Genomic DNA, 20,530 nt, shown 5'->3' with positions numbered 1-20,530 from the left:
TTGCGCTTCCCCCATGCGGACGGGGGGGCGTTCCCGATTCCACCCCGGGACCATGGGGCGCACGGAGCCAGGAGGAGGCATGGACGACCGGGCGCCCTCGTGGCAAGATGTTCGACACCACGGCCGGGACCCCCAGAGGAGCCTCCATCCTGCATTTCAGTACGGCATCACCGGAACGATTCAGCTCCCTCGCGCCCGACCGCGGCGCGGACCTGGAGCGGCTGACGCACAACATCGAACGCGGCTCGGTCAAGGCCCGCCACCTGGTCGTCGCCAGCGACGAGGACGGCGTCGACGTGGGCCGGGCCGGCCTGTTCACCCATCCCGACGGCACCACCGTCGCCTACGCCTTCCAGTTCGGCCCGGGGTGGACCGACGCCGAAGAACTGTACCGCGTCCTTCTCGACGGCCTCGCCCATGCCGCCCGGGCGACCGGCCTGCGGAGAGCCGAAGTGTCGGTGATCGACCGCCGGGACCCTGCGCCGGAGGCCAAGCGCGCGGCACTTCAGTCACTCGGGTGGGTGGTGGACAGCGATCGGCTCGAATTGGAGGCGGGCACCGAAGGCCGCTCCCTCCCCGTCGATGCCCGCGGGACCGGTCCCGCGGCCCGGCCGGGAGCGGACCCAAGGGAAAGCCGGATCATCGAGATCGACCCGACGGACGAGGACGTCGTCCGCGTCATGGCGGCCGCCATGGGCAACAGCCTGGACGACTACGACCGGACCCGAGTCGCCGAGGTAGGCGCGCAGCAGGCAGCCATTGCCTACCGGGACATGATGGCCGATAGGCAGGTCATGGTGCCGTGGTTGGCCCACCGCGATCGGTCAGGGATCAGCGGCATCGCCGCGATCCAGGCGTACCCCGCCGACTGGAATCTCGGTTACCTGGCCGTGCTGCCTGAAGCGAGGCGTACCGGGGTGGGCGCCCGGCTGGCATCGGCCGTGCTGGCGGCCACCGCGCAGGCAGGAGTTCCGTTGGTGACAGCCAGCGTGGCAAGGGCCAATCCACCGATCTTGCGGACGCTTCGGAAGGCGGGGTTCCGCATCGCCTCGGCACGGACGGATTTCGTGCTGCAGCTGGATCGGGGGAACCACGTAGCCTGAATCCTTCCGCACCTGGCGGCTGCACGGCGATGGGCCCCGGCCAGGGCCCTTCCATGACCGTCGATCCGGGGCCGGAAGGGCAGCCTCCCGGGCACGACACAGGCGGTGCCGTTTCCCCATGGTGGGAGGAAACGACACCGCCTGTGCGGTTCGGCGGGGGGGGYGGGACGCTGCCCTCCCCCGCCAGGGGGGAATGCCTGCTTGCTAGTGGTCGACGGCCTTTTCGGCGCCGACACCGGTGAGCGAGCGTACTTCCATTTCCGCGGACTTGATCGGGTCCTCGGTGTTCTTGTCCAGGACCGAACCGAGCCAGCCCAGTGCGAAGGCCAGCGGGATCGAGACGATGCCCGGGTTGGCCAGCGGGAAGAGCGCGAAGTCCGCACCCGGGATCATGGAGGTCGGCTGGCCCGACATGACCGGGGAGAAGACGATCAGCAAGATGGCCGAGACCAGTCCGCCGACCATGGACCAGACAGCGCCCTGGGTGGTGAACTTCTTCCAGAACAGCGAGTACAGGATGGTGGGCAGGTTGGCCGAGGCGGCGACCGCGAAGGCCAGCGCCACCAGGAACGCGACGTTCTGCCCCTGGGCGCCGATGCCGCCGACGATCGCGAAGATGCCGATGACAACCACCGTGCGGCGGGCCACCTTCATTTCCTTCGCCGGGGTGCTCTTGCCCTTGGCGATGACCGAGGAGTACACGTCGTGGGCGAAGGATGCCGCGGCGGTGATGGTCAGCCCGGCCACCACCGCGAGGATGGTGGCGAAGGCGACCGCGGAGATCAAGCCCAGCAGCAGCGGGCCGCCGAGTTCGAAGGCCAGCAGCGGGGCCGCGGAGTTCACACCGCCCGGGGCGGCCTTGATCTTCTCGGCACCGATCATGGCACCGGCACCGTAGCCCAGCACCAGGGTGAAGAGGTAGAAGCCGCCGATGAGCCAGATCGCCCAGACCACCGAGCGGCGGGCCTCCTTGGCGGTGGGAACGGTGTAGAAGCGCATCAGCACGTGCGGCAGGCCGGCGGTGCCGAGCACCAGGGCCAGGGCCAGGGAGATGAAGTCGATCTTCGAGGTTTCGGACTTGCCGTACTGCAGGCCCGGGTTCAGGATGTCAGGGGTTCCGGCCGACTCGACCGCCGCACCGAGCAGGGCGGAGAAGTTGAAGCCGTAGGCGGCCAACACCATGATGGTCATGATGAAGGCGCCGGCGATCAGCAGGCAGGCCTTGATGATCTGCACCCAGGTGGTGCCCTTCATGCCGCCGATCAGCACGTACACGATCATCAGCGCGCCGACCACGACGATGACCAGGGACTGTCCCAGCTTGCCGTCGATGCCCAGCAGCAGGGAAACCAGTGCACCGGCGCCGGCCATCTGCGCGAGCAGGTAAAAGACGCAGACCGCGAGGGTGGAGATCGCCGCGGCGATGCGCACGGGGCGCTGCTTCAGGCGGAAGGAAAGCACGTCGGCCATGGTGAACTTGCCGGTGTTGCGCAGCAGTTCGGCGACCAGCAGCAGGGCCACCAGCCAGGCGACCAGGAAGCCGATGGAGTAGAGGAAGCCGTCGTAGCCGTTGATGGCGATGGCCCCGACGATGCCCAGGAACGATGCGGCCGAGAGGTAGTCACCGGCGATCGCGGTGCCGTTCTGGGTGCCGGTGAAGGAACGCCCGCCGGCGTAGTAGTCCGCAGCGGTCTTGTTGTTGCTCGAGGCCTTGAGCACCACCACCAGGGTGATGCCCACGAAGAGGCCGAAGATCCCGATGTTGACCCACGGGTTGCCGACCTTGGTCGATTCGCCGGCAGCGGCGAGGAGCGTTGAGGAAAGGACGTTCATGGCCTACTCCCCTTCCTGTGCTTCGAGGCGCTGGCGGATCGCCGTGGCCTTCGGGTCGAGCTTCTTGTTGCTGTAGGACACGTAGGCGGCGGTGATGCCAAAGGTGGAGACGAACTGCAGCAGGCCCAGCAGGATGCCGACATTGACGTTGCCCCACACCTTGATGGACATGAATTCGTGTGCATAGTCCGCCAACAGCACGTAGGCGAAGTACCACAACAGGAAAATAACGGCCATCGGGAAAACGAAGCTGCGATGGGTCTTGCGCAGCTCCCTGAACTCTTTCGAGTCCTGTTCCGCCATGAAATCGATGCCGGTTCCAAGGTCAGACTCTTCGGTGGTGCTCATGGTTCCTCCTTCTCAAAGGGATCCAGGCGCCAGGCGCGGAGCCTTCTGCTTGGTGAACCGGCTCATCCCGGCCTGCGAGGCGCGTCACCTGGCATGGTGACTGAGATCACTGTGTGCCATGCGGACACCGCCCGGGAAGGGGGTTGGCTGGAACTACCGCCAAGCGGTCGCCCGGATGCGCCAAGCGGTGCCGCGCGGCGACGAGCGGCATGCCCGTTTCCTGCCCGCGTAGGCTTGTGCCCATGCTCTCCACCGCACTGCAGATGACCCTGATTGTCGCCACCGTCGTGGTCGGTGCCGCCCTGGTGGGCTACCTGGGATTCAAGATCACCCGTTCCACCCGCGACCTGGGCACGGATGCGGAAAAGGCCACCTTCGAGACGCTGCACCGGGTCTCGGTTGCGGCCCCGCACCTGGCCCAGGGATTGACCCCGGAGGGCGCGGCCACCGCCTCCAAGCACCTGCGCGCGCTGCTGGCCGCCCGCGCGCTTCTCATCACCGACACCTCCGCGGTGCTCGCGCTGGACGGCACGCTTCCGGACACCGAGGAGCGCGGCAGCGCCGCAGCACTGGAACTTGCCGCCGCGGCATTGTCTGCCACCCGCACCCAGGTCAAGCGCTCCGAGGGCTTCGACATGGTCTGCGCACCGATCATGGTCGGGGACACCCCGGTGGGCACGGTGTGCGCGTACATCCCGCGGGCCGGGGCCGGGTTCGTGCGCGCGGTGGCGGAGGTCGCCGCCTGGGTCGCGGCCCAGGTGGGCTTGGCCGAGCTGGATGCCTCCCGCGCGCTGCTCATGGAGGCCGAGGTCCGCGCGCTGCGCGCCCAGATCTCCCCGCACTTCATCTACAACTCGCTGAACGCCATCGCCTCGTTCATCATCACCGATCCGGCCCGGGCCCGGGAACTGGTGGTGGAGTTCGCCGATTTCACCCGCTACTCCTTCCGCCGGCACGGGGACTTCACCACGCTGTCCGAGGAACTCACCGCCATCGACAGGTACCTGCTGCTGGAAAAGGCGCGCTTCGGCGAACGCATCAAGGTCTCCCTGGCCATTGCCCCGGAGGTGCTTTCCACCGCCATCCCGTTCCTGTCCCTGCAGCCGCTGGTGGAAAACGCGGTGCGCCACGGGCTGGAATCCAAGCCAGGCGGCGGACGCATCACCATCAGCGCCTCCGATTCCGGGGAGTACGCGCTGATCACCGTGGAAGACGACGGGGTCGGCATCGACCCCAAGGCGCTCGCCTCCGTGCTGGCCGGGACCACGGAGTCGATCCACGTGGGGCTGCGCAACGTGGACGTGCGGCTGCGCCAGGTCTACGGGGACGCCCACGGGCTGGTCATCGACACCGCACCGGGCGCCGGGACGCTGATCACCATGCGCATCCCCAAGTTCCGTCCCGGCGTGGAGCCCACCGCACCGGCCGCGGTCGGCTAGAACTCCCGCATGGGAATCACTTTCGGGCAGCGTTGCCGCCTCACATGATCACACTGAAAGGTCCCATCGCAGCTTGTTGCCACGTCGATCGTTCACGTAAATTCCGACCGACCCGCCCGATTGAAAGCTCTGCCCCAATCCAACCCCACTAACGACTCCGTGCGGATGACAGACGGGAACCATTGCAACAACTAGAGGAGGATGGCCTTGCCTAAGCCTTCGATCGCCGCCTTTGGGCATACCGAGCGTGAGCGCCACGTTGTCAAGGCAATTCACAGCGGCAAGGCGGAAGGTCTGCATGTCTCGCCTGCTGGCCTGGCAGATGCAAACGATTACGTCGCCGGCCAGATTGATTCCGCCGAACTCGTGACCCACTCAAGGGCGCGTCATGGCCTCACCTGAATTCGCCTACCCATACCTTGATCCGCAGACCGGCGCACTGCGAAACCAAGTCGCACACGTACCAAGATTTCCCGGCTCCCCCAGGTCGGGCATCCTGACACCAAGAAACACAGGGCCGAACCGCAAACATGCGGACCCATCATGCCTCGTTTATTTCCCCGACAAGCGCCTTTCAAGGTGACTGCCTACAGGTCATGGGGCCTTGGCTAGATACTCACCAAGCGCCCTGCGAATAACCTCACTGGGTTTGATGTGGGCGCGCAGTGCAACCGCGACAAGCTCCGCATCCATGTCCGCAGGCAATCGCACCGAACGCGAAGGGGAGGCCCCTTTCTCGCTCATCGAGGGTTTGCCAACTGCACGCCGCACGGCTGCCGGCGATCCCATCGCCGCCGCCAAGAGCTCCATCCCGGCTCCCTGTCCGGTCGACTTGGCGATGCGCGCATGGGCTGAAATTTCGGCCGTCTCCGCCCATGATGCCAAAGCTTCATAATCAGTCGAATCCGCCGGTTCTGCCATGGTATTCCGGTCCTTTTGGATTTTTTTGGCACTCATTGCTTGCCTCCCTTTTCGGCAATTCTCAAGATCTTGGCCCTCGCTTCCATGACATGGAAGATCACGAAATCGTCCGGCGGAGTAATGACCGCCTTGACCTCCAGCAGCACGGAACCATCCCGGGGCGGCCCGATGAATAAGTCGGGGCGTCCGAACGATCCTGCTCGGGGCTCGTCGAAATCCTCGACGCGATATCGATGGTTCAAGATCGCATGCAAGGCATCTTCTTGCGCGACCCCGTGCCTAGCCGCACTCCGCGTCCACTTCAGGGCCATGCATAGTATTGTCGAACAATACTCGACAGCATTGCAAGACATTATTCCCGATGCCCGCATTAACGCGCCACCAGAGAACTTTGCCCACGTGGCCGGGTAAAATGTCATGCATGATAAATGTGGTCGTGGCCGACGACGAATTGCCTGCCGTTGCGGAGCTGGCGTATCTGCTGTCGCTCGACTCGAGGGTGGGCACCATCCACCGCGCCAACTCCGGGGCCGAGGCACTGAAGGCCCTGGAGGAGTTCGAGGTCGACGCGCTGTTCCTGGACATCCACATGCCCGCCCTGTCCGGCCTGGACATCGCCCGGGTCATCTCCCGCTTCACCCGTCCCCCGGCGGTCGTCTTCGTCACCGCCGACGAGGACCAGGCCCTGGAAGCCTTCGAGCTGGCCGCCCTGGACTACGTGCTCAAGCCCGTGCGCCCCGAGCGCCTGGCCGAATCGATCCGCCGGATCTGCGAGCTGGTCGAGGAGGACACCGCCAAGCCCGAGGTGGTCACCGTGGACCAGGGCGGGATCACCAAGATGATCCGCCGCGACGAGATCCGCTACGTGCAGGCCCAGGGCGACTACGCCCGGCTGCACACCAAGGACGCCAGCTACCTGATCCGGGTCCCGCTCAACGACCTCGAACAGCAATGGGCCTCGGCCGGGTACGTCCGCATCCACCGCTCCTACCTGGTGGCCATGGACAAGATCGACACCGTGAAGCTGGCCACCGGCAAGGCCGCGGTGCTCATCGGCGGGATCGAGCTTCCGGTCTCCCGCCGCGCGCTGCCCTACCTGCGCGAGCGCCTGGCCGCGAACCGCGTCCGGCCGCTGTGAGCGGGCCGGACCCCGGCACCCCTCCCCCGCCCGCCGGCGGGCCGGTCCCGGCGCCGCCGGACGGGATGTTGCCCCCGCCCACCGGGACCCGCGTGCGGGTCAGCGCCCCGGCCGGGACCATGCTGAACATCGCCCGCCGCTCGGCGCCCGATGCGGCCGACACCTTCTACGTCCATTCGCTGATCCGCTCGCAATTGCGCCTGGCGGTCTCCGTGGCCCTGGGCTTCCTGCTGCTGCTCGTGGGCCTGGCCGTGATGGTGTTCACCTGGCCCGAAATCAACAACATCCGGCTGGCCACCATCCCGCTGCCCTGGTGGATCCTGGGCGTGGGCGTCTACCCGCTGATCCTGATCTCGGCATTCCTCTACAACAAGGCCGCCGCACGCAACGAGGCCAAGTACCGGAGCATCGCCAAGCCATGATCAATCCCGCCGTCGCCCTGCTCTCGGTGCTGCTCGTGTCGGTGGCCACCGTGCTCATCGCCGTCAACGGGCTGCGGCTCTCCCGGACCACCGGGGACTTCTACGTGGCCTCGCGCACCGTCAAGCCCTGGTGGAATGCGAGCGCCATCGGCGGGGAATACCTCTCGGCCGCATCGTTCCTGGGCATTGCCGGGCTGATCGTGGTCTCCGGGCAGGACGGGCTCTGGTTCCCCATCGGGTACACCGCCGGGTACCTGATGCTGCTGCTCTTCGTGGCCGCCCCGCTGCGCCGGTCGCGCGCCTACACCATCCCAGACTTCGCGCAGATCCGCTTCGGCTCGATGAAGCTGCGCCGGCTCACCAGCTTCCTGGTGGTGGTCATCTGCTGGCTATACATCGTCCCGCAGCTGCACGGCGCCTCGCTGACCCTGGGCATCAGCACCGGGCTGCCGGGCTGGCTGGGCTCGTTGCTGGTCATGGGGATCGTGTGCCTCACGGTGCTGGCCGGCGGGATGCGCTCGATCACCTTCGTCCAGGCCTTCCAGTACTGGCTCAAGCTCGCCGCCCTGGCGATCCCGGCGGTGTTCCTGCTGCTGCACCTGGGGCTGAACGGGGAATCGGCAACCCTCGACGGGGCCATCTTCGATACGGCCACCGACCCGTCCGCCAACCGGGGGCTGTACTACAACATCTCACTGCTGGTGGCCCTGCTCTTTGGCACCCTGGGCCTGCCGCATGTGCTGGTGCGCTTCTACACCAACCCCGACGGGCCCTCGGCCCGCAAGACCACCGCGATCGTGCTGGGCCTGCTGGCCCTGTTCTACCTCTTCCCCACGGTGCTGGGCATCCTGGGCCGGGCCTACACCCCGGAGCTGTCCACCAGCGGGAACGCCGACGCCACGGTGCTGCTGCTGCCCGGTCGGATCCTGGGCGGGGTGGCCGGGGACGCGCTGACCGCGATCATCATCGGCGGGGCGTTCGCCGCGTTCCTCTCCACCTCCTCGGGCCTCGTGGTCTCGCTGGCCGGGACCATCTCCCAGGACCTGTTCCGCGGCACGGTGCGCGGTTTCAGGATCTCCACGCTGATCGCCACCGCGGTCCCGCTGCTGCTGGCCCTGGGCACTTCCAGCTTCGCGCTGGCCGGGGCCATCGGCTCGGTCTTTGCGTTCACCGCCTCGACCATCTGCCCGCTGCTGCTGCTGGGCATCTGGTGGCGCGGCCTCACCGTGGCCGGGGCAATCTCCGGGATGGTGGCCGGGGCCCTGGGCTGCGGGTCGGCCCTGATGCTGGCGGCCGCGCTGCCCAACGAGCCGGATTCCTTCCACGCCCTGGTCTCCCAGCCGGCCGCCTGGTGCGTGCCCCTGGCCTTCCTGGTGATGATCACGGTGTCCCTGTTCACCCGGCACCGCGCGCCCGGGCGCATCGATGCGGTCATGGCCCGGCTGCATGTTCCCGAGGCGCTGGACGAACCGCTTCCCTGAGCCGCCGCCGCCGAACGATTCCGCGGTCCTAGCCCCGCCACAAATAATGCGGCCGGTTGCCGGGGAACCCCCGGCAACCGGCCGCATTCTTGTTCGTCTTTACCTGTGTCGGCGATCCCCCCAGGGATCAGTCGATCGAAGCCATCAGCTCCACAACGCGGTCCAGGAACGCGTCGACCTGCGATTCCTCGTAACCGTGCTCGCCCTCGGCCCGGCGGAATTCGGCGCGGCGCACCGCATCCACGCTCATCGGGACGTCTTTTTCGAAGTAGTCGATGAGCTGGCTGCAGAGCTTGTCCACGTCCTGGACGTTGTAGCTCGACGCGTTGGCGCGCGAGGGGCGGCGGAAACGCTCGCCCGGGGAGCGGTGCAGCCGCCCGCGCAGGATCGCCGAGAGCCGCCCGACCTGCTGCAGCCAGGCTTCCTCGCCGTTGGTCTGGATCAGGGCGTCGCGTTCACGCTGGGCAAAGACGTCCTCCAGGCGGTCCAAGGCGCCGTCGACCTCGCGGGCGCTGTAGCCGCCGCGCTGGGCCGGGAAGACGGTGCGGCGCACCATGTGGCTGGTGACAATCGAATCGTCGTCCCCGTCGCCGTTGAACGTGGCGCGGGCGCGGGCGAGGAACACATCCACCTGTTTGGTGTTGTAACCGAATTCCTTCTCCCCCACGCGCTCAAAAGGGGCGGGGACCGGCTGTGCCTTTTCCTGACTCACAATTCTTTCCTTGATCTCGGTAATGCGTACCGGTGAACCGGCACTGTGGTGCTGCGGGTGACGCGCGGCCCCGGACGGGGCTGCACCTGCCTGCACATCCATCTTAGGGAGGCGCGGGCGGCCACGGGACTAAAGCGCGCCGGGGATCAGCAAAATGGTGAGGATATACGTCACGGGGATCGCGAAGACCACCGAATCGAGCCGGTCCATGACCCCTCCGTGCCCGGGCAGGATGCTGCTCATGTCCTTGATGCCCAGTTCGCGCTTGACCATGGATTCGGCCAGGTCCCCCGCCGTGGACGCGGCAACCGTGGCCACGGCCAGCGGGATCCCGACCCACCAGGGAAGATCCAGCAGGAACACCGCTGCGGCAACGCCCACGACCGTGGCACCGGCGACCGAGCCGGCGAAGCCCTCCCAGGACTTCTTCGGGCTGATCTTCGGCGCCATCGGGTGCTTGCCGAAGAGCACGCCCACCAGGTAGCCGAAGGTGTCGTTGGAGACCACCAGCAGCAGCATCGTGGTCACCAGCAGGTGCCCGCGCGGTTCGTTGAGCAGCAACACCGCGAAGGACAGCATCAGCGGAACCCAGGAGAGCACGAACAGGCTGCCGGTGATCGAGGCCACCGACTTGGCCGGGCCCTCGATGATCCGCCAGAGGAACACCAACAGCGCACTGGCGGTGAACGCCATGCCCAGGGCCTCCAGCCCCCCGTAGTAGGCGGAGAACGGCATGGCGATCCCGCCGACGGCCAGCGGAACCAGCGGGGTGTCGATGCCGGTGCTGTTCAGCGCACGGGACACCTCCCAGCAGCCCACGACCCCGAAGACCGCCACCGTGGCGACGAATGCCAACGGCAGCCAGAACAGCCCGGTGAGCACCACGGCCAGCAGCAGCAGGCCCACGACGATGGCCGCCGGGAGGTCCCGGCCGGCCCGCGAGGCCTTCTTGGCGGTGGCCTTGCTGCTTCGCCGCGTCTTTGGTTCAAGCCCGCCGGAATCCGGCGACGGCTCCGGAAGGGACCCTGCGGCTCCCTCGCTCGGCTCGGTGGGGTTGGACATTAGACTTCCAGCAGCTCGGTTTCCTTGCGCTTGAGCAAATCGTCGATGCCGTCGGTGTGGGACTTGGTCAGGGCGTCGAGTTCCTTCTCGGCGCGTGCGCCGTCGTCCTCGCCGACCTCGCCGTCCTTGACCAGCTTGTCGATGCCGTCCTTGGCGCGGCGGCGCACGTTGCGCAGCGCGACCTTGGCGTCCTCGCCCTTGCCGCGGACGACCTTGACGTATTCCTTGCGGCGTTCCTGGGTCAGCACCGGCATGATCACGCGGATGGTCTTGCCGTCGTTGGACGGGTTGGCCCCGACCTCGGAGTCGCCCAGAGCCTTTTCGATCTCGCGCAGGGCGGAGACGTCGTAGGGGCTGATCAAGATGGTGCGTGCGTCCGGGATCGCGAAGGATGCCAGCTGCTGCAGCGGGGTCGGGGTGCCGTAGTAGTCAACCATCACCTTGGCGTACATTCCCGGGTGGGCGCGGCCCGTGCGGATCGCGGAGAAGTCTTCCTTCGCGTTCTCGATGGTGCTGTCCATCTTCTCGGCTGCCTCGACGAGGATATCCTCAATCACGTTCTACTCCTTTGAGTTCGGCCAGGTATGCGTACGGTGACCGGTAGTTTCTGGGCTTGTGAACAATCCTATGCCACGCAGGGCCGTGGCACGGGGCACCTAGATGGTGACGCGGGTGCCGATCTTTTCGCCAAGGATCGCGCGGGTGACGTTTCCGTCGCCCTCCATGCCGAAGACCATCATCTCCAGCTTGTTGTCCTTGCACATGGTCATCGCGGTCTGGTCCATCACGCGGATGTCCTTGATGAGGGCCTCGTCGTAGGTGAGGTGCTCGAGCTTGGTGGCCGTGGGGTCCTTCTTCGGGTCCGCGGTGTAGACGCCGTCGACGCCGCTCTTGGCCATCAGCACCACGTCCGCGTCGACCTCGAGGGCGCGCTGGGCGGCCACGGTGTCGGTGGAGAAGTACGGCAGGCCGGCGCCGGCGCCGAAGATGACCACGCGGTCCTTTTCCATGTGGCGGATGGCGCGGCGCGGGATGTAGGTCTCGGCGACCTGGGCCATGGAGATCGCGGACTGCACGCGGGTGTCGACCCCGGCCTGTTCCAGGAAGTCCTGCAGGGCCAGGCAGTTCATCACGGTGCCGAGCATGCCCATGTAGTCCGCGCGGGAGCGGTCCATGCCGGAGGCCGAGAGTTCGGCGCCGCGGAAGAAGTTGCCGCCGCCGACGACGATGGCGACCTCGACCTTGCCCACGGTGGCAGCGATCTGCTCGGCCACTCCGCGCACCGTGACGGGGTCGACGCCCAGCTTGCCGCCGCCGAAGACCTCTCCGGAAAGCTTCAGCAGGACCCGGCGGCGACGCGGGGCGTGGGTGTGTTCAATCGGTTCAGGGGTTGCGTCCATGGGGGTGTGATTCCTCCTGCATGCGGGTCGGTGCCGGCCCACGTCGTTGCTGTTGGGGGGCGGCCGCCGCGCGCGTGCGCGGGGCCTGGGTGCTGGCAGGAAAAAGGGGCGGCCACCGTGAAGTGGCCACCCCCTTTACCTTGGTGTGAAGCAATCGGTCATCGGGGCCTATGGCCCGGGAACCAATTTACCTGCTGTTGGAGCTACTTATGCACCAACGCGGAAGCGTGCGAAAGCAGTGGCGTTGACGCCGGCTTCTTCCAGCACCTTGCCCACGGTCTTCTTGGCATCCTTGGCGAATGCCTGGTCGACCAGCACCTGCTCCTTGAAGAAGCCGGTCAGGCGTCCTTCAACGATCTTGGTCAGTGCGGCTTCGGGCTTGCCCTCGGCCACGGCGGTCTCCATGGCGATGCGACGCTCGGACTCGACGACCTCCGGGTCGATCTCTTCGCGGGACAGCACGGTCGGTGCCATGGCGGCGGTGTGCACTGCCACGTCGTGTGCAACGGTGAAGGCACCGTCGCCGGCGCCGTCGACGGCCACGAGGACGCCAACCTGGGCCGGGAGGTCCTTGGAGGTCTTGTGCAGGTATGCATCAACAGTTGCACCCTCGACACGGGACAGGCGGCGGACGATGACCTTCTCGCCCAGCACTGCGCCCTCTTCGGTGACGACGTCGCCAAGAGCCTTGCCGTTGACGTCAACGGCCAACAGGGTTTCCAGGTCGGCTGCGCCGGAGGAGACTGCAACGTCCAGGACCTGGGCGGCCAGGGCGATGAACTTGTCGTTCTTGGCGACGAAGTCGGTCTCGCAGGAAAGCTCGATCATGACGCCGACGGTGCCGTCGATGACCTTGGCGGCAACGAGGCCTTCCGAGGTCGAACGGCCTTCGCGCTTGGTGGCGCCCTTGAGGCCCTTGATGCGGATGAGCTCCATGGCCTTCTCGGCGTCGCCGTTGGCCTCGTCGAGGGCCTTCTTGACGTCCATCATGCCAGCGCCGGTGCGCTCGCGCAGTGCCTTAATGTCAGCAGCGGTGTAGTTTGCCACGTGCAACCCCATTCATAAGTGGTTTTGAGCTTTTTCGCCGAAGGACGGGCCGAATGTGGCCCGTCCCGCGGTTTGTCCCCGATGCCGGCGTTCCCCCGTGCGGGGAAACGCCGGCATCCGGAATCTTGGTTTTGTGACTACTCGGCCGAAGCGGCCGGTGCCTCGTCTGCAGCCGGGGCTGCTTCTGCGGCAGGTGCCTCTTCGGCTGCCGGAGCAGCTTCTGCGACGGGTGCTTCTTCGGCTGCCGGAGCAGCTTCAACAGCAGCCTCGGCGGCAGGTGCCTCGGCCTTGGAGGCCTCGAGCAGTTCGCGCTCCCACTCGGCCAGCGGCTCGGCCGGGGCTTCGGTGTTGCCTGCAGCCTTGTTGTTGCGGGCGATCAGGCCAGCGGCAACGGCGTCTGCAACAACGCGGGTGAGCAGGTTGACGGAGCGGATGGCGTCGTCGTTGCCCGGGATCGGGTACTGGACTTCGTCCGGGTCGCAGTTGGTGTCGAGGATGGCAACAACCGGGATGCCCAGCTTGTGTGCCTCGTCGATGGCCAAGTGCTCCTTCTTGGTGTCAACAACCCAGATGACCGAAGGGGTCTTGGTCAGGTTGCGGATGCCGCCAAGGTTGGTTTGCAGCTTGGTGAGCTCGCGCTTGAGCAGCAGCAGCTCCTTCTTGGTGTGGCCCGAACCGGCAACATCCTCGAAGTTGATCTCTTCCAGTTCCTTCATGCGCGAGATGCGCTTGGAAACGGTCTGGAAGTTGGTGAGCATGCCACCGAGCCAGCGCTGGTTGACGTACGGCTGGCCAACGCGGGTTGCCTGCTCGGAAATTGCTTCCTGAGCCTGCTTCTTGGTGCCGACGAACAGCACGGTGCCGCCGTGGGCAACGGTCTGCTTGACGAACTCGTAGGCGCGGTCGATGTACGACAGCGACTGCTGCAAGTCAATGATGTAGATGCCGTTGCGCTCCGTGAAGATGAATCGCTTCATCTTCGGGTTCCAACGACGGGTCTGGTGTCCAAAGTGAACGCCGCTGTCGAGCAGCTGGCGCATGGTTACGACTGGCATGTCGCAACTCCTTCCGGCAGTAGCTGGCCGGCCCATTGCTGGACCGCGGTAACTGCCATTGTTATCGGTTGATGGTGCGCATCCGGAATTGGAGGCAACCCCTGGCATGAAAGCAACGGAAGAACCGTCATGCCAAGCCTCAACCGAAGTGAATCGGACCGTGGGCCTGACCATCGCACGCTGCCATCCGCCACAAAAGTGTTGGAATTTGGCTGCATGGATCATTCATGCGCGAAGTCGGTTTCATGTGTTCCACTTTTCGCGCAGGCGAGAAGAAGGCACAGAGAACCGCGTGTTCCAGTGTACTACAGGCCAAGGACCGCGAAATTGACCCATCCGCACAGAAGCGCGGGACGTGCATCACATCCCAGCAGTCGCTCCACAGCCCGGCGGCGACCCGCTGCGGGGCGCCGGGTTCGGGCCCATGCTCGTGGACATGAAAACCGTTTCCGCCTTCGCCGGCCTCGTGGTGGGCGCGGCCGTGCTGCTGGCCCCGGCCGGGGCCTCCCCGCTGTCCCCCGTCCGCGCAAACCCGGCCCCGGCAGCGGCCGGTTCCTGGAACTGGCCGCTGCCGCCGGTGCCCGAGGTGCTCAGGGCCTTCGACCCGCCGGCCAAGCGCTGGCTCAGCGGACACCGCGGGGTCGACCTCGCCGGGTCCCCCGGGGACACCGTCAGTGCCCCGGCCGCGGGAATCGTTTCCTTCACGGGGCGCATCGTGGACCGGCCGGTCATCGTCATCGACCACGGCGCGGGCCTGCTCACCAGCCTCGAACCGGTGCGCAGCACCCTGGTGGTCGGTGCGATCGTCGGGACCGGCGACGAGATCGGGATGATCGCCACCGGTGCCCACTGCGATGCCCGCTGCCTGCACTGGGGCCTGCGGCTGGACGGGGAGTACATCGACCCGCTGCTCACGATCCGTGACACCCGTCCCTCGATCCTGCTGCCGCTGGGGTAGGCGCTTCGCGGACTGGCTAGGCTCCCGGGCGCGACTCGGCGGCAAAGCCCGCGATGGCCTCTTCGTAGACCGTGGCCATGAGCCGGGTTTGCCGGCTTTGCAGGAAGGACTCCGGGTCGAAGGATCCGGTCTGCGGTCCGCTGCCGTCGCGCACCTGGGAAACGCAGTGGTCCAGGGCCTTGGCCAGTGCCTCGATCGAGTCGTCTTCCGTGAGCCAGTAGACGCCCGGGGGCAGGTCCTCGGCGATGGCCCGGTCGCTGAGCAGCGACGGGGTTCCCAGCGCGGCTGCCTCGTAGACCGTCATGCCCTGGGTCTCGAATCCCTGGGAGGTCTGCACCAAGGCATCGGCCCGGCGCAGTTCGGCGAGCATTTGCCGGTAAGGGACCTTTCCGCGGATCAGCACGGTTGGCTTGTCCATGGCGGTGGCCTTGGCTTCGGCCTTGGCGCGGTCCGCGCCGTCCCCGAAGACGTGGACCTCGGCATCCAGGTTGGCCAGGGCCACCGCGTCCAAGAAGGGAAGCAGGCGTTTTTCGGCGCTGAACCGGCCCACCCACACCAGGCGCGGGCGCGGATTGCGGGCCGCCGGGGGCTGGGCCAGGAGCTCGGCGGCGATCCCATCGTCCATGCCGTTCGGCACCACGTCCACGGCGCCAAAGACGCCCTCCTGTTCCAGCAGCCGGGCGAAGTGGCTCGAGGGAGCTGTCACCCGCCGCGCGTGGTCGGTGAAACGTGCCAGATAGGTCCACGCCGTGGCCGCCACGCCCCGGCCGGTGTGCAGGAAGGCCTTCTGGGCCAGGCCGAATCCGCGTTGGACGAGTCCCGGGAACGGCATGGTGGCCGCGATCCCGACGTCGAGGCGGTTGTGCATGGTGTGGACCACCGGCAGGTTCTGTTCCTTGGCGAAGCGGTAGCCGATGATGGCCTGCCAGAAATCGGCCTGGATGTGCACCACGTCCACCGGGCCGCGGCCGGCGATCGCCCGTGCCAGGGCCTTGTCGCTGCGTTTCCCGGGGATGCACAGCGAGTATTCCCCCGGACCCAACGGAATCGAGGGCAGTTCGATGACTGCCGGGTCGGATGCGTGCTTGCCGCGGTACCGCGGGGAGACGATGGTGACCCGGTGTCCGGCCAGTTCAAGGAAGCGTCGCTGCAGCCGCACGGAGGTTTGCATGCCCCCGAGCGTGTCGGGGTGTTGGTCGACGAAGATGACGCAATGCATGGACCGGTTTCGTCCTTTCGGCGGTGATGCTTGGAGTTAACGTGTTGCGGGCGCTGCTTGGGCGAAGTCGCTGCCTCGGGATCGATTCCCCCAGGCCTTTCGAGCCTAACGGAGTCGGCGGCCACCGCCGCGGAGGGTTGCAGGATGCGCCTCGTTCCGTTTGGTTTCCCGTTGTGGTTGGTTTCTGCGGGAAATCCCACCAAAACTCCCGCCAAATAACGCAGAAAGCACGAAAAACGGCCTAGCCAGAAGCCCTGTCTGCAGGGTCCGACTAGGCCGTCCAGGTGTAGGGCGGGTGGGGCTTGAACCCACGACAAAAGGATTATGAGTCCTCTGCTCTGACCAACTGAGCTACCGCCCCAATACCGGGTGGACCAGCAAACAATCCGCCAAGAACGGCGATCACTGAAACATCCCCAGCCATCCTAATGGATTACGTCGCGGGTTTTCATCTTCAACATCCAAAAACCGTTGGCCATCGCGAAGATCAGGGCAGGAAGTCCTCGGCGCTCGCGCCCCGATAGATCGCCTCGAAGGTGTCCATTGTCTTGCTGTGGCTGTGCAGGGCGGCCTTGGCATGGCCCGCCTTGCCCATCACGGCCAGGTCCTCGGGGGCCATGGCCAGGATCGAGTCCAGCTTGTCGGCCAAGTCTGCGCGGTCCCCCGGTTCGAACAGGTAGCCGTTGACGCCGTCATCGACCAGGTGGGGCAATGCCATGGCGTTGGCCAACACCACGGGCTTGGAAGCGGAGAGCGCCTCCAACGTCACCAGCGATTGCAGTTCCGCGGTGCCCGGCTGGCAGAACACGTCGCAGCGCAGGTAGGCGCTGCGCAGTTCCTCGTCATCGACGTGCCCCAGGAAGTGCACGCGGTTGGCCACGCCTTTTTCGCGTGCCAGCTTTTCCAGCGGGCCCCGCTGCTCGCCGCCGCCAATGACCTCCAAATGCGCGTCCGGGACGTGCTTCATCAGGGTCAGGGCGTCAATGAGTTCGTTGACGTTCTTCTCCACCGCCAGCCGGCCCACGAACAGGATCGTGGGATACGGGTTGCGGTCGATCGCTTCGGCGGATCCGAGCTCGTAATTGCTGGATTCGATGCCGTTGGACAGCGGGAGCACCTTGCCCAGTCGCGCGTACTGGGTCATGGCCCGGGCGGCCAGGGGGGTCGGGGTGGTGACGACATGCGCCTTGCCCATGATCTTGCCCATGTCGCGCCAGGAATTGCGTGCGACGATCCGCTTGAACCACTTGGGGAACGGCAGGAACGGGTCCAGGTTTTCCGGCATGAAGTGGTTGGTGGCGACCATCCGTATGCCCCGCTTGCCCGCGTAGGCCAAGGCTCCCTGGCCGATCATGTAGTGGCATTGGGCGTGGACGACGTCCGGCTTGATCTCGTTGATCAGCGCCTTGATCTCGGGGTTGACCTCCCAGGGGAAGCAAATGCGGAAGTACTCGTGCGTTGGCACACCATGCGAGCGCAGCCGGTGGACGGTCGCCTCGGGCAGGACCTCGGTGACCGTGGGCCCCTTGTCCGGTCGGGTGGCCATGACGTGCACTTCGTGCCCGCGCTCGGTCATCGCCGTGGCCAGGCGATAGCAAAAGACCGCGGCGCCGTTCACATCCGGATGGTAGGTATCGGCCGCAATCAGGATCTTCAATGGTTTCTCGCCCGTCACGGGGTGTGTTCACTCCTTGACATGACCACTACTTGAGGCCACGGTTGTCGTTTCATTGTCTTGGTTGGGCTGTCGCAGGAAATCGATGCCGGCTATTTGCCGTCGGTGATCCTGGTTCGTCGCTTGGCTTCTGCCTTGCGTTCGAGCACGTCCGGATGGTGCCGGGACAAGGCGATCACCCCCACGATAGCAATGCATCCGGCGCCGACCATGCTCAACGCCACGGCGGGTTGGACATTGGGATCGAGTTCACCAAAGATCGCAATCCCGATGGAGATGCCCACGATCGGATCGATCACGGTCAAACCGGCAATCACCAGGTCGGGCGGTCCCTTGGAATACGCGTTCTGCACGAAATAGGAGCCCAGCAGTCCCGCGACGATCACGGCCAGGATCGAGTACCAGGAAACATTCGCGATGAAGCGGCCGTTGGGATCGAGCAGAGCCACCGAAATGGTCCTGACCAATACCGCCACGAATCCAAAGAGGACCCCGGCCCCGAGGATGTAGAAGAACGCGCTGAGCCTGTGCGGGAACAGCACCACGGCACCGCCGAAGACCGCTACGGCAATGGCCAGGATCATGATCGTCAGCAGCTCCTGGCCGCTGGTGATCTCGTGTTCCTTGGCGCTGACCTCGATGGCCAGGAACACAAATGCCGCGCTGCCCACCATGCAGGCGGTGATCGCCAGGATCGTGGGCCGGTTCATCTTGATGTGGTGTTCCCTGGCGTTGACCACCGTGGTGATCACCAGCGCAATGGCGCCAATGGGTTGGACCACGGTCAAGGGTGCGCTTGCCAGGGCATACACGTTCAGGCTCATGCCCATCCCCAGCAGGATCAACCCGAACACCCAGCGGGGCGTCCGGAAAAGTCGCAGCAGCCCCAAACCCGTGACATTCAACCCGCCGGCGCTCGCACGCACCGCGCTGGATTGCCGTTGGGTGCCGAAGGCCAAAAAGAACGCCCCGGCGATCGCGGCGGTGACCGCTAGCCAGACCATTCAGTTCCCGACTTCAGTGCCTTGGCCTTGCGGTGGGCCAGTATGAAGTAGTGGACCGCCGCGATGACATGCAGGACGCAGGCCAGTGCCAGGCTCCACGTTGCTATGTCCCCCAGGATGGTTCCCTTGCCCCAGTCGGTGTTTCCCATGAGCAGCAACGGGGTCCCGACCAACAACAATGCGGTACGGATCTTTCCAAGGTTGCTCACCGGGAGGTTGGGGCTGCCGCGGAAGAGCACCCACGTGTTGACGATCAGGACGATATCGGGAATCACGATCGAGAACACCAGCCAGGCCGGGGCGATGCCGGTGGCGACGAAGGTCGTGGCGATGACGATCAGGGCAAGCCTGTCGGCGACCGGATCCAGCCACTTGCCAACCGTTGAGATCTGGTCCAGGCGGCGGGCCGCATAGCCGTCGATCCAGTCCGAGGAACCCAGGATCACCAGGGTGAGCGTCGCCCAGCCGTAGTGCATGTCCAGGGTCTGCCAGACGAACAGCGGAACCAGCAGGAACCTGAGAACGGTGATCAGGTTCGGGACCGTCCAGAAGGTGGTGAGCAAGCGGTATTCGAAATTGTCGCGTGTCCCCGCTCCAATGATGCGCATGCTCGCCTCCTTCGTGGGTCTGCGTGATCCTTGGACAGATTTTCCGGTTGTGGGGGGTGCCTCGGCCCTCCGGCTCTTATCCACCGGGGTGGGGGTGAAGCGGAAGCGGTGGGCGGGGAGTTGGCTACTTGCGCAGCAGCTTGCGCAGGAAGACGGCGAACATCGCCATCGAGCCGGCCATGATGGCCAACGGACGCCAGCGTTCGCGCAGGGCTTCCTTGGCGTTCTCGCCTTCGAGGCCACTGAGCGAAGCGAGCTTTTCAGTGGCCCGCTCCATGCCTTCGGTGACCTTCTCCGAAGCGGTGTCCGCGAGGTGGCGGGCTTGGCCGGCGGCCTTGCTCACGGCATCTCCGGCAGCTTGTCCGGCGTCGGAGATCTTCTCGCCCAGGTGCAGGGGCACTTCCAGTTTCTGCCCCAGCCCGTCGCGGTGCAAGGCAATTTCCTCGCGGCGCTCACGGGTGCGGATGACCAGTTCGTTGTGGGTCGGCTTCGGGGCCTTGGGTTCCTTCTCCCCGGCCTGCTCCGCATCCTGCTCGTCCTTCTTCTTCGAAGGCCGTGGTTCGTCAAGCGTGGCGACGTCGAAGGCGCTGCCTTCCTTCACCACGCCGATGTCGTGCCGGAATCCGCGGATTGCTTCCTCGGGCAGCAAGGGCATGGCCTTCTTGACCCTCAGGAATGCGAACAAGCCAAGGATGACGGCCAGGACCAGGAATCCCGCGGCCACCAGCAGCGCGGCAAGCCACGGCGCGATGACGGTGCCGATGCCCATGACCAGCGCGACGACCAGTGCGATCACCATGAGGCCGAGCAGAGCGAGGGCCAGGATTCCGGCGCCTGCGGCAACGCCGACGTTGATGCCCTTTGACTTCAGGACGTTTGCGGCGATGCGGGCTTCGTCGGCCAGTTGGTTCGGGATCAGGCGGCCCAAACCGCTCACTTGTCCCTTTAAAGTTGTTGGCGCTGACTGGTACTGGCTTCCAGTCGATTCCGATCCAGACATGCTGTCTCCATTTCATGCGGCCCCGGCCCGGTCCGCTCAACCCAAAACTACCACTCGGACGTGCCTAAACGACTCAACCCGAAGGGGTACTCCCACGGTATGAGA

General features: G+C 65.9%; 22 protein-coding genes and 1 tRNA gene. 7 read left to right on the top strand and 16 right to left on the bottom strand.

Annotated elements, in window-relative coordinates; translation table 11 throughout:
* Positions 1–107 precede the first annotated feature (107 nt).
* Complete coding sequence (locus BLJ79_RS15435) at positions 108–1,103, top strand: GNAT family N-acetyltransferase (protein WP_071215628.1); 996 nt, start codon at positions 108–110, stop codon at positions 1,101–1,103.
* A 204-nt stretch (positions 1,104–1,307) separates the two neighbouring features.
* On the opposite strand, the gene BLJ79_RS15430 is transcribed toward BLJ79_RS15435, so the two are convergent.
* Positions 1,308–2,936: a monocarboxylic acid transporter gene (locus tag BLJ79_RS15430; RefSeq protein ID WP_071215627.1), complete on the bottom strand. Its 1,629-nt coding sequence runs from the start codon at positions 2,934–2,936 to the stop codon at positions 1,308–1,310.
* A 3-nt stretch (positions 2,937–2,939) separates the two neighbouring features.
* Positions 2,940–3,239: a DUF485 domain-containing protein gene (locus tag BLJ79_RS15425; RefSeq protein WP_286135462.1), complete on the bottom strand. Its 300-nt coding sequence runs from the start codon at positions 3,237–3,239 to the stop codon at positions 2,940–2,942.
* A 287-nt stretch (positions 3,240–3,526) separates the two neighbouring features.
* Between BLJ79_RS15425 and BLJ79_RS15420 the strand changes: the two genes are divergently transcribed.
* Positions 3,527–4,723, top strand: coding sequence for a sensor histidine kinase (locus BLJ79_RS15420; protein WP_071215625.1), 1,197 nt, complete (start codon positions 3,527–3,529; stop codon positions 4,721–4,723).
* Between the two features lie 207 nt (positions 4,724–4,930).
* Positions 4,931–5,125: an antitoxin VbhA family protein gene (locus BLJ79_RS22505; RefSeq protein ID WP_502686103.1), complete on the top strand. Its 195-nt coding sequence runs from the start codon at positions 4,931–4,933 to the stop codon at positions 5,123–5,125.
* 192 nt (positions 5,126–5,317) lie between these two features.
* On the opposite strand, the gene BLJ79_RS15415 is transcribed toward BLJ79_RS22505, so the two are convergent.
* On the bottom strand, positions 5,318–5,680 hold the full coding sequence (locus BLJ79_RS15415; protein WP_071215624.1) for a YlcI/YnfO family protein: 363 nt from the start codon (positions 5,678–5,680) through the stop codon (positions 5,318–5,320).
* Positions 5,677–5,898, bottom strand: a complete 222-nt coding sequence (locus BLJ79_RS15410) for a hypothetical protein (RefSeq protein WP_217641922.1) — start codon at positions 5,896–5,898, stop codon at positions 5,677–5,679. The genes BLJ79_RS15415 and BLJ79_RS15410 overlap by 4 nt, the downstream gene beginning before the upstream one ends.
* A 167-nt stretch (positions 5,899–6,065) precedes the next feature.
* On the opposite strand from BLJ79_RS15410, the gene BLJ79_RS15405 reads away from it, so the two are divergent.
* The 3 genes from BLJ79_RS15405 to BLJ79_RS15395 all read left to right on the top strand — a co-directional run bounded on the left by BLJ79_RS15405 (position 6,066) and on the right by BLJ79_RS15395 (position 8,685).
* Positions 6,066–6,782, top strand: a complete 717-nt coding sequence (locus tag BLJ79_RS15405; RefSeq protein ID WP_071215622.1) for a LytR/AlgR family response regulator transcription factor — start codon at positions 6,066–6,068, stop codon at positions 6,780–6,782.
* 65 nt (positions 6,783–6,847) lie between these two features.
* On the top strand, positions 6,848–7,204 hold the full coding sequence (locus BLJ79_RS15400) for a hypothetical protein (RefSeq protein ID WP_071215621.1): 357 nt from the start codon (positions 6,848–6,850) through the stop codon (positions 7,202–7,204).
* Positions 7,204–8,685 carry a sodium/solute symporter gene (locus BLJ79_RS15395; protein ID WP_071215757.1) on the top strand — a complete coding sequence of 494 codons (1,482 nt, stop codon included), beginning with the start codon at positions 7,204–7,206 and terminating at the stop codon, positions 8,683–8,685. Before BLJ79_RS15400 ends, BLJ79_RS15395 begins: the two co-directional genes overlap by 1 nt.
* A gap of 127 nt (positions 8,686–8,812) precedes the next feature.
* Here the strand turns inward: BLJ79_RS15395 and BLJ79_RS15390 are convergent, their stop codons facing one another.
* From BLJ79_RS15390 to rpsB, 6 genes are all read right to left on the bottom strand, one after another.
* Positions 8,813–9,397: a DivIVA domain-containing protein gene (locus BLJ79_RS15390; RefSeq protein WP_071215620.1), complete on the bottom strand. Its 585-nt coding sequence runs from the start codon at positions 9,395–9,397 to the stop codon at positions 8,813–8,815.
* Positions 9,398–9,526: 129 nt separating this feature from the next.
* Complete coding sequence (locus BLJ79_RS15385) at positions 9,527–10,459, bottom strand: phosphatidate cytidylyltransferase (protein WP_071215619.1); 933 nt, start codon at positions 10,457–10,459, stop codon at positions 9,527–9,529.
* The gene (gene frr / locus BLJ79_RS15380) at positions 10,459–11,016 is read right to left on the bottom strand and encodes a ribosome recycling factor (RefSeq protein WP_071215618.1); all 558 of its coding nucleotides are present in this window, start codon (positions 11,014–11,016) and stop codon (positions 10,459–10,461) included. Before frr ends, BLJ79_RS15385 begins: the two co-directional genes overlap by 1 nt.
* Positions 11,017–11,115: 99 nt before the next feature.
* Positions 11,116–11,859 carry a UMP kinase gene (gene pyrH, locus BLJ79_RS15375; protein WP_071215617.1) on the bottom strand — a complete coding sequence of 248 codons (744 nt, stop codon included), beginning with the start codon at positions 11,857–11,859 and terminating at the stop codon, positions 11,116–11,118.
* A gap of 207 nt (positions 11,860–12,066) precedes the next feature.
* Positions 12,067–12,906 carry a translation elongation factor Ts gene (tsf, locus tag BLJ79_RS15370; protein WP_071215756.1) on the bottom strand — a complete coding sequence of 280 codons (840 nt, stop codon included), beginning with the start codon at positions 12,904–12,906 and terminating at the stop codon, positions 12,067–12,069.
* Between the two features lie 137 nt (positions 12,907–13,043).
* Complete coding sequence (gene rpsB / locus BLJ79_RS15365; protein ID WP_071215616.1) at positions 13,044–13,961, bottom strand: 30S ribosomal protein S2; 918 nt, start codon at positions 13,959–13,961, stop codon at positions 13,044–13,046.
* A gap of 436 nt (positions 13,962–14,397) precedes the next feature.
* Between rpsB and BLJ79_RS15360 the strand changes: the two genes are divergently transcribed.
* Positions 14,398–14,919 carry a M23 family metallopeptidase gene (locus tag BLJ79_RS15360; protein ID WP_071215755.1) on the top strand — a complete coding sequence of 174 codons (522 nt, stop codon included), beginning with the start codon at positions 14,398–14,400 and terminating at the stop codon, positions 14,917–14,919.
* Positions 14,920–14,935: 16 nt separating this feature from the next.
* Here the strand turns inward: BLJ79_RS15360 and BLJ79_RS15355 are convergent, their stop codons facing one another.
* The 6 genes from BLJ79_RS15355 to BLJ79_RS15330 all read right to left on the bottom strand — a co-directional run bounded on the left by BLJ79_RS15355 (position 14,936) and on the right by BLJ79_RS15330 (position 20,362).
* Entirely contained in the window at positions 14,936–16,138 is a 1,203-nt protein-coding gene (locus BLJ79_RS15355; protein WP_071215615.1) for a glycosyltransferase, read from the bottom strand.
* A gap of 287 nt (positions 16,139–16,425) precedes the next feature.
* Positions 16,426–16,499 (bottom strand) — tRNA-Ile (locus BLJ79_RS15350).
* Positions 16,500–16,625: 126 nt separating this feature from the next.
* Positions 16,626–17,813, bottom strand: a complete 1,188-nt coding sequence (locus tag BLJ79_RS15345) for a glycosyltransferase (protein ID WP_071215614.1) — start codon at positions 17,811–17,813, stop codon at positions 16,626–16,628.
* A 92-nt stretch (positions 17,814–17,905) separates the two neighbouring features.
* Positions 17,906–18,817: a DMT family transporter gene (locus BLJ79_RS15340; RefSeq protein ID WP_071215613.1), complete on the bottom strand. Its 912-nt coding sequence runs from the start codon at positions 18,815–18,817 to the stop codon at positions 17,906–17,908.
* The gene (locus BLJ79_RS15335; RefSeq protein ID WP_071215612.1) at positions 18,805–19,425 is read right to left on the bottom strand and encodes a CDP-alcohol phosphatidyltransferase family protein; all 621 of its coding nucleotides are present in this window, start codon (positions 19,423–19,425) and stop codon (positions 18,805–18,807) included. The genes BLJ79_RS15340 and BLJ79_RS15335 overlap by 13 nt, the downstream gene beginning before the upstream one ends.
* A 124-nt stretch (positions 19,426–19,549) precedes the next feature.
* A complete protein-coding gene (locus tag BLJ79_RS15330; protein WP_175475496.1) occupies positions 19,550–20,362 on the bottom strand; it encodes a phage holin family protein in 813 nt (270 codons plus the stop codon).
* Positions 20,363–20,530 lie beyond the last annotated feature (168 nt).

Origin of the sequence: Arthrobacter sp. UCD-GKA (genome assembly GCF_001863355.1) — a bacterium.
In the GTDB taxonomy this organism is placed as follows: Bacteria; Actinomycetota; Actinomycetes; order Actinomycetales; family Micrococcaceae; genus Paeniglutamicibacter.
The sequence above is the reverse complement of the archived record's forward strand: the minus strand, read 5'-3'. Positions and strand labels throughout refer to the sequence as shown.